Annotated in this window: 14 protein-coding genes; 10 read left to right on the forward strand and 4 right to left on the reverse strand. The window is 60.1% G+C overall.

Translation table 11 applies throughout. From position 1 onward, the window contains the following. Positions 1 to 16: 16 nt before the first annotated feature. Genes Q4481_RS19855 through Q4481_RS19870 form a run of 4 tightly spaced genes read left to right on the forward strand, consistent with a single transcriptional unit; the run spans position 17 to position 4,198 of the window. Positions 17 to 1,498: a TadA family conjugal transfer-associated ATPase gene (locus Q4481_RS19855; protein ID WP_304378137.1), complete on the forward strand. Its 1,482-nt coding sequence runs from the start codon at positions 17 to 19 to the stop codon at positions 1,496 to 1,498. A 35-nt stretch (positions 1,499 to 1,533) separates the two neighbouring features. Beyond that, a complete protein-coding gene (locus Q4481_RS19860) occupies positions 1,534 to 2,544 on the forward strand; it encodes a type II secretion system F family protein (RefSeq protein ID WP_304378138.1) in 1,011 nt (336 codons plus the stop codon). A gap of 12 nt (positions 2,545 to 2,556) precedes the next feature. Further along, positions 2,557 to 3,543 (forward strand): type II secretion system F family protein, encoded by a 987-nt coding sequence (locus Q4481_RS19865; protein WP_304378139.1) that lies wholly within the window; start codon positions 2,557 to 2,559, stop codon positions 3,541 to 3,543. A gap of 16 nt (positions 3,544 to 3,559) precedes the next feature. Further along, entirely contained in the window at positions 3,560 to 4,198 is a 639-nt protein-coding gene (locus Q4481_RS19870; RefSeq protein WP_304378140.1) for a class I SAM-dependent methyltransferase, read from the forward strand. 6 nt (positions 4,199 to 4,204) lie between these two features. Here Q4481_RS19870 and Q4481_RS19875 read toward each other — a convergent pair whose 3' ends face one another. Further along, complete coding sequence (locus Q4481_RS19875) at positions 4,205 to 5,014, reverse strand: tetratricopeptide repeat protein (protein WP_304378141.1); 810 nt, start codon at positions 5,012 to 5,014, stop codon at positions 4,205 to 4,207. Between the two features lie 139 nt (positions 5,015 to 5,153). Between Q4481_RS19875 and Q4481_RS19880 the strand changes: the two genes are divergently transcribed. From Q4481_RS19880 to Q4481_RS19905, 6 genes are all read left to right on the forward strand, one after another. Continuing rightward, positions 5,154 to 6,548 (forward strand): leucyl aminopeptidase family protein, encoded by a 1,395-nt coding sequence (locus tag Q4481_RS19880; RefSeq protein WP_304378142.1) that lies wholly within the window; start codon positions 5,154 to 5,156, stop codon positions 6,546 to 6,548. Positions 6,549 to 6,628: 80 nt separating this feature from the next. Continuing rightward, the gene (locus Q4481_RS19885) at positions 6,629 to 6,979 is read left to right on the forward strand and encodes a MarR family transcriptional regulator (RefSeq protein ID WP_304378143.1); all 351 of its coding nucleotides are present in this window, start codon (positions 6,629 to 6,631) and stop codon (positions 6,977 to 6,979) included. A gap of 6 nt (positions 6,980 to 6,985) precedes the next feature. Further along, on the forward strand, positions 6,986 to 7,840 hold the full coding sequence (locus tag Q4481_RS19890) for a C40 family peptidase (RefSeq protein ID WP_304378144.1): 855 nt from the start codon (positions 6,986 to 6,988) through the stop codon (positions 7,838 to 7,840). A gap of 138 nt (positions 7,841 to 7,978) precedes the next feature. Further along, entirely contained in the window at positions 7,979 to 8,911 is a 933-nt protein-coding gene (locus Q4481_RS19895) for a VOC family protein (RefSeq protein WP_304378145.1), read from the forward strand. 2 nt (positions 8,912 to 8,913) lie between these two features. Beyond that, positions 8,914 to 9,510 (forward strand): alpha/beta hydrolase, encoded by a 597-nt coding sequence (locus Q4481_RS19900; RefSeq protein ID WP_304378146.1) that lies wholly within the window; start codon positions 8,914 to 8,916, stop codon positions 9,508 to 9,510. 77 nt (positions 9,511 to 9,587) lie between these two features. Then, positions 9,588 to 9,851 carry a hypothetical protein gene (locus Q4481_RS19905; RefSeq protein WP_304378147.1) on the forward strand — a complete coding sequence of 88 codons (264 nt, stop codon included), beginning with the start codon at positions 9,588 to 9,590 and terminating at the stop codon, positions 9,849 to 9,851. A 140-nt stretch (positions 9,852 to 9,991) separates the two neighbouring features. Here the strand turns inward: Q4481_RS19905 and Q4481_RS19910 are convergent, their stop codons facing one another. The 3 genes from Q4481_RS19910 to scpA all read right to left on the reverse strand — a co-directional run bounded on the left by Q4481_RS19910 (position 9,992) and on the right by scpA (position 13,088). After that, complete coding sequence (locus Q4481_RS19910) at positions 9,992 to 10,384, reverse strand: DUF4259 domain-containing protein (RefSeq protein WP_304378148.1); 393 nt, start codon at positions 10,382 to 10,384, stop codon at positions 9,992 to 9,994. Between the two features lie 150 nt (positions 10,385 to 10,534). After that, a complete protein-coding gene (mce, locus tag Q4481_RS19915; protein WP_304378233.1) occupies positions 10,535 to 10,942 on the reverse strand; it encodes a methylmalonyl-CoA epimerase in 408 nt (135 codons plus the stop codon). Positions 10,943 to 10,949: 7 nt separating this feature from the next. Beyond that, complete coding sequence (gene scpA / locus Q4481_RS19920; RefSeq protein ID WP_304378149.1) at positions 10,950 to 13,088, reverse strand: methylmalonyl-CoA mutase; 2,139 nt, start codon at positions 13,086 to 13,088, stop codon at positions 10,950 to 10,952. Positions 13,089 to 13,097 lie beyond the last annotated feature (9 nt).

The raw sequence follows: 13,097 nt of genomic DNA on the forward strand, positions 1-13,097 counted from the left end.
AACAGGTCAGAACAACATGTTTGGCAGACGCGGTAATGAAGGCTTTGGCAAGGGAGGCGGTTCCGTCGTGGACGTGGCGCCGCCACCGACGGCGCCTGTGCAGCAACCGATCCCGTCGCCCAGTCCCGTTCCGGTTCTACAGGAGCCGATACGAGACAATCAGCCCAGTCGAACTCCGCTGCAGCAACCGGCTGCGCGCCGACGCGCCGCCCGCTCTGACGACTACTACACGACGAAAAGCCAGGTCTTCTCGGCCCTGATCGACACGATCGATCTTTCGCAGCTCGCCAAGCTCGAGATCGAAAGTGCGCGCGAGGAAATTCGCGACATCGTCAACGACATCATTTCGATCAAGAATTATGCGATGTCGATTTCCGAGCAGGAAGAACTGCTCGACGACATCTGCAACGACGTGCTTGGCTATGGTCCGCTGGAGCCGCTTCTGGCACGCGACGACATTGCCGATATCATGGTCAACGGCGCCGGCCAGACCTTCATCGAAGTGAATGGCAAGATCGAAGAAAGCGAGATCCGGTTTCGCGACAATGCGCAATTGCTCTCGATCTGCCAGCGCATCGTTTCCCAGGTCGGCCGCCGCGTCGATGAATCCTCTCCCATCTGCGATGCGCGCCTGCCCGACGGTAGCCGCGTCAACGTCATCGCACCGCCGCTGGCGATCGATGGCGCCGCACTCACCATCCGCAAGTTCAAGAAAGACAAGCTGACGCTCGATCAGCTCGTCCGTTTCGGCGCCATCACGCCGGAAGGGGCCACAATCCTGCAGGTGATCGGGCGCGTCCGCTGCAACGTGATCATCTCAGGCGGTACCGGCTCGGGTAAGACGACGCTGCTGAACTGCCTCACAGCCTATATCGACGGTACCGAACGCGTCATCACCTGCGAAGACTCCGCCGAACTGCAGCTGCAGCAGCCGCATGTCGTGCGTCTCGAAACCCGCCCGCCGAACATCGAGGGCGAAGGCGAGATCACCATGCGTGAACTGGTCAAGAACTGCCTCCGCATGCGACCGGAACGCATCATCGTCGGCGAAGTGCGCGGACCGGAAGTGTTCGACCTTCTGCAGGCTATGAACACCGGTCACGATGGCTCGATGGGCACCATCCACTCCAACAGCCCGCGCGAATGCCTGAACCGTATCGAATCGATGATCGCGATGGGTGGCTTTACGCTTCCGGCAAAGACCGTGCGCGAGATCATCGCCGGTTCGGTCGATATCATCATCCAGGCAGCCCGCCTGCGCGACGGTTCACGCCGCATCACCCACATCACCGAGGTTGTGGGCATGGAAGGCGATGTGATCATCACCCAGGATCTCATTCGCTACGAGATCGAAGGTGAAGATGTGAATGGAAAGCTGATCGGCCGCCACAAATCGACGGGGATCGGAAAGCCACATTTCTGGGACAAGGCACGCTATTTCGGCGAGGACAAGCGGCTGGCCGCGGCCCTCGACGAGATGGAAAACAAATCCCGTTGACGAAAGGGTCGGCTTCGGCCGGCGACGGAACCTGAATGTTCGGACTTGACCTGAATGTGATCGCCATCATCGCACTCGCCGCCATCTCGGCAGGTGCAGTGACCTATGGCATCCTCTTTTCGCGGATCGAGGCCGACAAGAAAGCGGAAAGCCGCGTCAACAAGGTCAAGACGGCTGAGACGGACCGACAGAAGATCAAGGCTTCGCGCGACCGGCTGGCCGAAATGACCAAGCGGCGCAAGAGCGTCCAGGATTCGCTTAAAGAACTCGAGCGGAAACAGAAGGAAGACAACAAGAAGAAGTCCATGACATTGCAGGCCCGGATCGACCAGACCGGCCTGGGCTTCACCCTATCGCAATTCTACATGGTCAGTGCCGGTCTCGGTCTGGCCACTGCGGTCGTCCTTCTGATCTCCGGTGCACCACTTTTGTTGCTGCTAGGCGTTTCCTTTGTCGTCGGGGCGGGACTGCCGCGCTTCTTCGTGAATTTCATGGTGAAGCGCCGCCAGAAGAAATTCATCGAGGAACTGCCGAATGCGCTCGACGTCATGGTTCGCTCGATCAAATCCGGTCTGCCGCTCAACGACGCGATCCGGCTGATTGCCTCGGAAGCCAAGGATCCCGTCCGGACGGAGTTCCGGCGGGTGGTGGAAGCACAGCAGATGGGCCTTTCCGTGCCCGAGGCGATCGCCCGCATCTACCTCAACATCCCCCTGCCGGAAGTGAACTTCTTCGCCATCGTCATCGCCATCCAGGCGCAGGCGGGCGGTAACCTCTCCGAAGCGCTTAACAACCTTTCGCGCGTTCTTCGCGACCGCCGCAAGATGAAGGCCAAGGTGAACGCCCTCTCGATGGAAGCGAAGGCTTCCGCCGTCATTATCGGCGCCCTGCCCTTTATCGTCGCCTTCCTCGTCTATCTAACATCGCCGGCCTATATGCTGATCCTGTTCACCGATCCGCGCGGCCATCTCATCATGGGTGCGTCGGCCATCTGGATGTCGATCGGCATTCTCGTGATGCGCAACATGATCAACTTCGACATCTGAGAGGCTGAAACGATGAACGGCGATCTTGTCACGACGCTCACAGATCCAAAGGTCGTCCTGGCCGCCCTTGTCGCCATTTCCGTCTTCGCCACGATCTATGTGCTCGTCCTGCCCTATTTCGAAAAGGGCGGCCTGGACAAGCGCATGCGCAACGTCACCACCGAGCGCGAACAGATCCGTGGTCGCGAACGCGCCCGCCTGAACTCGGAAACCTCGCTTCAGCGCGCATCGCTGCGCCAGCAGAACAACACGAATATCCGCCAGATCGTCGAGCGGCTGAACCTCCGCGAAGCACTTGTGGATGCCGGAACCGTCGACAAGCTCAGGGCCGCCGGTTATCGCTCGCAGAATGCGCTGAACACATTTCTTTTCGCGCGCTTCTTCCTGCCATTTCTCTTTATGGCCGTTGCAGCCTTTTACATCTTCTTCCTTGGCTATCTTGCCGACCAGACGCTGATGGTGCGCCTGTTTGCGGTTCTCGCCATCGCCTATATCGGTTTCTATGCCCCGAACATCTTCATTTCGAACCGCATGTCCAAGCGACAGCATTCGATCCGGCGAGCTTGGCCCGATGCGCTCGACCTGATGCTGATCTGCGTCGAGTCCGGTGTCTCGATCGAAGCCGCGATCAAGCGGGTCGCCGACGAAATGACGCAGAATTCGGCGGAGCTCGCGGAAGAACTGGTGCTGACAAATGCCGAACTATCCTTCCTGCAGGAACGCAGAGCCGCATTTGAAAATCTCGCCAAGCGAACGCAGATCGATTCCGTACAGGCGGTGACCCAGGCCCTGATCCAGGCCGAGCGGTACGGCACGCCGATCGCCCAGGCGCTGCGCGTTCTGGCGCAGGAAAGCCGTGACCAGCGCATGAACGAGGCGGAAAAGAAGGCCGCAGCGCTTCCGCCCAAACTGACCGTCCCGATGATTCTGTTCTTTCTTCCGGTTCTCATTGCGGTCATTCTCGGACCGGCCGGCATCCAGGTGTCCGACAAGTTCTGACGAACAGCGAGAGCCTATGGACGATCGAACGGACCAGGATTTTTCGGCTCGCGTTCTGGCGGGCTACGAAGAGGTTGGCGCCGACTGGATCGAACAGTCCGAACAGATCGATTGCGCAGAACTCTTCGCGCCAGTGCTGGCGTTTCTGCCGGATCGCCCTTCCCTGATTGCCGATATCGGTGCCGGAACCGGTCGGGACGCCGCCTGGCTCGCTCGCAAGGGTCATCAGGTTACAGCCGTGGAGCCGGTCGCGCGACTTCGAAACGCCGGGATCGCAATCCATTCGGCTCTGTCGATCGAATGGATCGACGATCGCCTGCCCGAACTCAGCCAGCTGTCGCCCCAAAGATCATTTGATTGCATGCTATTGATCGGCGTCTGGCAACATCTGGACCTCAAAAGCCGTCCGCTCGCCATGGCACGGCTTTCGACGCTTCTCGGACAGCAAGGAACCTTGATCCTGCCGCTCCGGCATGGTCCCGGCGCCCTGTCGCGTCCGGTAATCGCAATCGATGTTGAGGAAACGATCGGGCAGGCCGATCAGGCAGGACTTGCGCTTGCGACGAGGGTTGAGGCCCAGTCTCTGCAGGAGGCCAACCGGCGCGCCGGCGTGACTTGGACCTGGCTGGCCTTCAGGAAAACGACGGAAGCTTGAATTGCTTCAATTGGTGTTGTTGTCTTCGTTCGCGAGCTTCTTCCAGGAGTTTTCCTGCGCCAGCATGCCTTTGAGATAGGCAATGTTGGCTTCCGCCTGCTGGGCGGTCAGTTCCTGGCGCGCGATGTTTTCTGCTTCCTGGAAGCGCCCCTGAAGACCGACGACGAGGGCCAGGTTCTGGCGAATACGGCTGTCTGCTCCAGGCTGGCTGATCGCGGTACGAAGATAGGTTTCCGCCGATTTGAGATCTCGCGTCAGAAGATAGGACATGCCGAGATTGGACAGAACCGAAGGTTCGTTCGGATTGGCATCGAGCGCATCGCGATAGGCGGCACGCGCTTCTTCGGGGCGACCGAGCTGGTCAAGGATGGCACCTTCGGCCGATTTCAGCTTCCAGTCCGGACGGTCGGGCGTCTGGGCACGGGCGATGGTGGCGAGCGCCTGCTCCAGTTCGCCGGCACCCGCCAGCGATTTGCCGTAGGACGCGAGCACTTCGCGGTCCTGCGGATAAAGGATTGCCATCTGGCGCATGACGGCGAGTGCCTGCTCGTTCTTGCCGGTCATGCGCAACAGGGTCGCATAGTTGAGACCAGCCTGGCGATCCTTGGGATTACGGGCGTAATCCTCGCCAATTCGGCGGGCGGCGGCGGAAAGCTCACCGGCATTCATCATTTCGACGGGTTTGCCGAGACGGGGGATCGATGCCGTCTTTTCGCGGCTGACAGAGGAACAGGCGCCGAGAGCGAGTGCGAGGACAAGAATCACACTTGCCTTGCCGATGGTGGAGACAACCGGACTGCTCCCGAACCGAACCATTGTGCGATCTCCTGCTAGACCTCTGCGGCGGAAAATGGAGGATTTGTCGTCGCCGCAACCCTCGCTCCAGCAATAGTCTGTTAACCCTAACAGATTGTTAATTTCGACCAGCAGCCGGTCCGTTCGCTCAGGAAATAGCATGGTACCCTACCAGTTCATCGAAAGACCATCGCCATTCAACAGCCGGGGTGGCAAGACATTGCCGATTTTCGCCGTGACGCCGGCGCATATCGAAACGGGCATGGTCGATCCGGTTGCCCATGATTGGGCGCAAAAGGCGGGCTACCGGGCGGATGCCGGTTCACTTTTGCTGATCCCGTCAAATGATGGCCACCTTGCTGGTGCGCTGTTCGGGCTTGGCAAGAATCCGTCCGATACGCCCTATCTGACAGGCAAGCTTGCGCGCCTGCTTCCAGCCGGCGAATGGCACATCGAAACCGCTCCCCTGACGGCAAATCGTCTCCTTCTCGGCTACGGCCTTGGAAGCTATCGGTTCGAGAAATACAAATCGCCCTCTTCGGCGCCCGCGACATTGATGATTCCGGCAGATGCCGATGCGGCGCGGATCAAGCGTCAGCTCGCCGGCGTTTTCCTGGCACGGGACCTTATCAATACGCCGGCCAACGATATGGGACCGGACGCCCTGGAAGGGGCCTTCCGTGAACTTGCCGCCCATTACAAGGCCGAGGTTTCCGTAGTTCGCGGCGATGATCTGTTGCAGCAGAACTTCCCGCTCATTCATGCTGTCGGCCGCGCGGCCGAACAGGCGCCACGCCTTCTCAAGATGCGCTGGGGCAAGAAGGGCCATCGCAAGGTAACGCTGGTGGGTAAGGGCGTCTGCTTCGACACCGGCGGGCTCGATATCAAGCCCTCCTCGTCCATGCTACTGATGAAGAAGGATATGGGCGGTGCGGCCAACGTCATGGGCCTGGCCCTGATGATCATGGATGCAAAGCTTAAGATCGATCTGACGGTTCTGGTGCCGGTGGTGGAAAATGCCATTTCCGGCAACGCCTTCCGCCCCGGTGACATCTACAGGAGCCGGGCCGGGCTGACGGTCCAGATCGACAATACCGATGCCGAGGGTCGCCTGATCCTTGCCGATGCACTGTCGCTGGCCGACGAGGAGGAGCCCGACCTTCTGATCGACATGGCAACGCTCACCGGCGCGGCCCGCGTCGCGCTCGGGCCCGATCTGCCTCCATTCTTCACCGACGATGAGGATCTTGCCCATGCGCTGATGGATGCGAGCCTCGAGGTGGATGATCCGCTCTGGAGGATGCCGCTCTACAAGGGTTACGAGAAGGACATCAACGCCAAGATCGCCGATCTGACCAATGCGCCGTCGGGCGGCATGGCCGGTGCCATCACAGCAGCGCTGTTTCTCAAGCGCTTCGTGCGCAAGACGCGATCCTGGGCCCATTTCGACATCTATGGCTGGTCCTCGAGCGAAAAGCCGCATGCGACTGTCGGCGGCGAAGCCCAGGCCATCCGTGCCCTGTTCGACATGCTCGAGCGGAAATCGGTGCGGTAGGCATCCGCAATGGCTCTTGCAACCGTTTCGACGATCGGTGAGAATGGAACGGTTGCGTAACAATAGGCTGGAGGCTGGTGATGGGCGTAGAGCTGAATGCATCCCAGGCACTCGGCCTATGGCACGGCGTCTGCCTCGACCAGGTGAAATCGGGCGATTCCGATCTCACGATCCGTCAAATTGCCATACTCCTGCATATCTATCTGATGCCGCCGCCACACACGGTGCGCGGCCTTGCTGCGACGCTGAACGTAACCAAGCCGGTGATCACCCGCGCGCTCGATACGATGGGCGAACTGGGGCTCGTCGATCGGGTTCGCGATGATCTCGATCGCCGCAATGTCATCATCAAGCGCACCGTCGCCGGAGCGCTCTATCTGCAGAAGTTCGGCGACCTCATCATCGAAAGGGGACGCGGCCTGCCGCTCTAACTCACCATGCTTGATCGTAGACTGAACGCTTTTCGCCCCGACCTCGCCGACCGCAGCCTGCAGGACAAGGTCGAAGCGGGTGCCTATTGCGACGGAACAGATGCCGTTATCGCCCTTCCCACGGTACCTTTGCGTCCTAGACCGGACGCATCGTCCGGCATCGATACGGAGTTACTGTTTGGCGAACCCGTCAAGGTTTTCGAACGCGCAAACGGCTGGGCATGGGTCCAGTCAACCATCGACACCTATGTCGGCTATCTCCCCGACGATGCTGTTTTCCACGGATTGACGCCGGCAACCCATTGGGTCACGGCGGTTCGAACCTTCGTCTATCCGGAGGCCGAATTGCGCAAACCACCAATTCGGTCCCTGTCCATGGGGAGCCGCCTCGTCGTGACCGGCGAGGCCGAAACACGCGGAACCCGCTATCTCAAGCTCGCTGACGGCGGTTTCATCATCGCCAGGCATGCCGGTGCTATCGGCGCGCCTTTGGCGGGTGATTATGTCGAAATCGCCACCCGATTCATCGAAACACCCTATCTCTGGGGCGGGCGCAGCGGTTTCGGCATCGATTGTTCCGGCCTCGTGCAATTGGCGATGATGATGTCGGGCATCTCGGTCCTCAGGGATTCCGACATGCAGGCCGCCTCGATCGGCAGCGAGATCGAGGAACGAGACCTTGGCCGTGGCGATCTCGTTTTCTGGAAAGGCCATGTCGCCATCATGGAAAATGAAGAGATGATGCTGCATGCCAACGGTTACACGATGACAGTTTCGCGCGAACTCTACCGCGACGCGCTCAACCGCATCACACCGCTCTATGGACGACCGACCCTGTTCCGCAGACCGGCATCGAAATAGTGAAGTAATAAACAACAGGCCAGACTTCGTTCAATTATCCGAAACAATCCGTTGCGATGGCCGGGGGCTGAATTCTCCGGCATCTGAGCGCATATTAGCTGGCAAGAAACCTCCCCTAGTGAGGAGAAAGGAATTGCCATGCTGAACCAGATCAAGGGCCTGCATCACGTAACATCGATGGCTGCGAATGCGCGCCAGAACAATGCCTTCTTCACCAAGGTGCTCGGACTGCGCCGCGTCAAGCAGACGGTCAATTTTGATGCGCCGGATGTCTATCACCTCTATTACGGCGACGAGGCCGGCACTCCCGGCACCGTGATGACCTACTTCCCCTTCCCCAATATCGGCCCCGGTCGGGCTGGAACGGGCGAAGTCGGAACCACCGTCTTTTCCGTGCCGCAGGGCTCTCTCGGCTATTGGGCCGACCGGCTGACGAAAAACAGCGTCGATGGATTGCAGCGGGATGAAAGCTTCGGACAGAAGCGCCTGCATTTCGCAGGTCCAGACGGCGATGGTTTTTCGCTGGTCGAGGTGGCAAACGACAGCCGCACCCCCTGGACGTCCAACGGAGTGGATGGCGACCACGCCATTCGCGGTTTCCACTCGGTGGCACTTCGTCTGCGCGATGAAGGTGCGACATCGGAGCTCCTGAAGTTCATGGGGTATGAGACGGTCGACAAGAGCGACGGGGTTACACGGCTTGCCGTGCCGGGTGGCAATGATGCCAGCGTCATCGATCTCGAAACGATGCCCAACATCGCCCGTGGCCTGCAGGGCGCCGGCTCGGTTCACCATGTCGCCTTTGCCGTCGAAAACCGCGAAAAGCAGCTCGAAGTCCGCAAGGCGCTGATGGATACCGGCTATCAGGTCACACCCGTGATCGACCGCGATTATTTCTGGGCGATCTATTTCCGGACGCCGGGCGGTGTGCTGTTCGAGATCGCCACCAACGAACCGGGCTTTGACCGCGACGAGGAACGGGCCCATCTCGGTGAAAGCCTGATGCTGCCGCAACAGCACAAGCATCTACGTCCGATCCTGGCGGAACATCTGCCGAAGCTGGAGGATTGATCATGGGCGACTACATCACCAAGGAAAGGCCGGGGAAACCCGGCCAGCCGCTGGTCTTCGTCTTTCACGGAACCGGTGGCGACGAAAACCAGTTCCTCGGATTTGCAGCTTCGCTCCTGCCGGAAGCGACGATCGTGGCACCACGCGGCGACGTCTCCGAACGTGGCGCCGCCCGCTTCTTCCGCCGCACCGGTGAAGGCGTCTATGACATGGCAGACCTTGCACGTGCGACCGAAAAGATGGCCGCTTTCGTGAAGGCCAAGAAGGCAGAGCATGGGGCCACGGAGGTCTGGGGCCTCGGCTATTCCAATGGGGCTAACATTCTTGCAAGCGTGATGTTTGCCCATGGAGCGCTCTTCGATCGCGCCGCCCTCCTGCATCCGCTGATCCCGTTCCAGCCGAACGACAATCCGGCCCTCGCCGGCAAACGGATCCTGATGACGGCGGGCGAGCACGACCCCATTTGCCCGCCGGGCTTCACCTGCGCGCTCGATGGCTATTTCGACGCGCAGGGAGCTGTAGTGACGACCAAATGGCACAAGGGCGGCCATGAAATCCTGCCCGAGGAGATAGAGGCGGTCAGCCAGTTTTTTGCCTGAGCGCCTGTATTCGCTCTCGGGTCTTGCCTGTCATGGACCCATCACGTTAGAAGCAAAACTTCAATGAGGTTAGGTCCATGGCAAACAACGATCCTGGCAACGCGCCAAAAACACCCGCGACCTGGCGCATCGTGCTCGCGGCGATTCTCGATTTCCTGACCGCCTTTTTCGCGTTCGGCTATCTCGTCGGTGCCATGACCGGTGGGCTGACGGAGGATGGCTTTCAGTTGAATGGATGGCCTGCCCTGGTGGTCTTCGCCCTGATCATCGCCTATTTCGTGATCGGCAACCGGCTGTTCGGCGGCACGCTCTGGAAATGGATCCTCGGCGCCCGCCGCTGAGGATTTACGACTGCCGATAATTCAAGAGGCAGTGCCACGCCGAGCTACGAGGCGTAAAGGCCGCTATCAGTTCCCTTCACGGTCCTCATCGTTAGCCTGAGGCGAGCCAACGTCGGCTGCCGGTGTTTCAGGGTCATGGATTACCCTGAAACGCGGGCCTTGAGTTCAAGAACGGATTGACGCCAGGCGTCGTAATCGTCACTGTCCTGCCAAAGCTCCAGCAGTTCCGATGGCTCCGAAAGAACCCTGTCGAGCGCTTCTTGCGCCATTGTGATGAGAGACGGCTGCGGCCGAAACGCGAGGTCAGCGATTTCCTCCCGAGCGCTGTTCGCGTCCGGTCTTCCCTGCAATGCGGCGACAACCTCCGCTGCGGCAATCGCAACCTCGCCTTGGGGTGCTTCCAGATAGTCTTCTGCGTCTATGACATCCGCAAAAGCCGCTTCTATGCTGCCAACATCCGGGCTTTCCAGAAGGTCCTGGAGCCAATCCTCCGCATCGTCATTGTCGAATGCCCGAATTCCCCATGCACCCATTTTGCTTATGCCTCCTCACTTGACGCATGCAAGCTATGCATAACCCCGTACGTGTGCAAGCAAAAAGGGATTATCGGCAATCTGAGATGGCGATTCCGCTTCCGAGATTAACGTGGCAGCTATACCGGCTTTCGTCGCGCTCGCCGCTGATCACTTGACCTCTTCGAGCTCGATCAGGGTGCCGTAGAAATCCTTCGGATGCAGGAACAGCACCGGGTTGCCATGGGCGCCGATCTTCGGGTTGCCATCACCCAGAACGCGGGCGCCGGCAGCCTTGAGATGATCGCGGGCGGCAAGAATGTCGGTCACTTCGTAACAGACATGGTGCATGCCGCCATCCGGATTCTTGGCGAGGAAGCCGGCTATGGTGGATTTCTCCCCCAGCGGCTCGAGCAGTTCGATCTTGGTATTGTCGAACTGCACGAACACCACCGTCACGCCATGTTCCGGCAGTGCCTGCGGGGCGGAGACATCAGCACCGAGGCTGACACGATAACGCTCCGAGGCTTCGGCGAGATTCGGAACCGCAAGCGCGATGTGATTGACGCGGCCGAGCATCTTCTTCTCAGTCATTGCGCAGCCTTCCTTCGGCGAGATCGAGAACGGCACGTGCCGCCTCCATGACATTGGTTCCCGGCCCGAAGACAGCCGACACGCCATGTTCGAGCAGATAATCGTAATCCTGGCGCGGGATGACGCCGCCAACCACGACGATGATATGATCCGCTCCGCGCGCCTTGAGTGCCGCGACCAGTTGCGGCGCCAGCGTCTTGTGGCCGGCCGCCAGCGATGACATGCCGACGACCTGAACCTTTTCTGCAACCGCAAGATCGGCTGCTTCCTCAGGCGTCTGGAACAGCGGTCCGGCGACCACCTCGAAGCCGATATCGCCGAAAGCCGACGCGATGACCTTGGCGCCGCGATCATGGCCATCCTGTCCAAGCTTGGCGACGAGGATGCGCGGCGCAGCACCCTTGGCTTCCTTGTAGGACTTCAGACGGTCGGCGAGGATGCCCAGTTCCGGATCACCCTCATAGGCCTTGCCGTAGATGTTCTTGACCACCTTGGGGACGGCGGCATGATCGCCGAACACCGACCGCATCGCATCCGAGATTTCGCCGACCGTGGCCCGCTCGCGTGCACAATCGACGGCGGCTTCAAGAATGTTGCCTTCGCCGGTGCGCGCCACTTCTGTCAGGCGTGCGAGCGCCTTTTCGACAGCCTTGGGATCACGGGCACGGCGGGTCTCGGCAATCCGCTTGATCTGGGAGGCACGAACGGCGGAATTGTCGATCTCGAGAATGTCGATCGGCTCTTCGTTTTCGAGGCGGAACTTGTTGACGCCGACGATGACCTCCTCGCCCTTGTCGACTGCCGCCTGACGGCGGGTCGCGGCTTCCTCGATCAATTGCTTGGGCAGGCCGGCATCGACCGCCTTGGTCATGCCGCCCATCGCCTCGACCTCTTCGATCAGCGCCCAGGCCTTCTCGGCCAGCTCGTTGGTGAGGCTTTCGACATAGTACGAGCCGGCGAGCGGATCGACGACCTTGGTAACGCCGGTTTCGTTCTGCAGGATCAACTGGGTGTTGCGGGCAACACGGGCCGAGAATTCGGTCGGTAGCGCGATCGCTTCATCGAGCGCATTGGTGTGGAGCGATTGCGTGCCGCCGAGTGCGGCCGACAGTGCTTCATAGGCGGTGCGGATGACGTTGTTATAGGGATCCTGCTCCTGCAGCGACACGCCCGACGTCTGGCAATGGGTGCGCAGCATCAGCGACGAGGCCTTCTTGGGCTCGAACTCCTTCATGATGCGGGTCCAGAGCAGGCGCGCAGCGCGCAGCTTGGCGGCTTCCATGAAGAAGTTCATGCCGATGGCGAAGAAGAAGGACAGACGGCCGGCGAACTCATCGACATTGAGGCCCTTCTTCAGGGCAGCGCGAACATATTCACGGCCATCGGCCAGCGTGAAGGCGAGTTCCTGCACCAGCGTCGCGCCGGCTTCCTGCATGTGGTAGCCAGAGATCGAGATGGAGTTGAACTTCGGCATCTCCTTGGCGGTATATTCGATGATATCCGCAATGATCCGCATCGAGGGTTCCGGCGGATAGATATAGGTGTTGCGGACCATGAACTCCTTGAGGATGTCGTTCTGGATGGTGCCGGAAAGCTTGTCGCGCGACACGCCCTGTTCCTCGCCGGTAACGATGAAATTGGCGAGGATGGGGATGACCGCTCCATTCATGGTCATCGAGACCGAGATATTTTCAAGCGGTATGCCATCGAACAGGATCTTCATGTCCTCGACCGAGTCGATCGCCACGCCCGCCTTGCCGACATCGCCGACGACGCGGGGATGATCGGAATCATAGCCGCGATGGGTCGCGAGGTCGAAGGCAACCGACACGCCCTGCTGACCTGCCGCAAGCGCCTTGCGGTAGAAGGCGTTAGAAGCCTCGGCGGTCGAGAAGCCGGCATATTGGCGGATCGTCCAGGGCCGACCGGCATACATGGTGGCGCGCGGTCCGCGAACGAAAGGTTCGAAGCCCGGCAGCGAATCGAGATGGTCGATGCCTTCGAGATCCTCGGCCGTATAGAGCGGCTTGACGTCGATCCCCTCCGGCGTGTGCCAGGTGAGCGTGTCCGGCGACGCCTTCAGTTCCCGCTCGGCGAGTTTCTGCCAGTCGGCGATTGTCTTATCTGTCATGGGTCACTC

The organism is Fluviirhizobium alvei, assembly GCF_030551875.1.
Taxonomy (GTDB): Bacteria; Pseudomonadota; Alphaproteobacteria; order Rhizobiales; family Rhizobiaceae; genus Rhizobium_E; species Rhizobium_E alvei.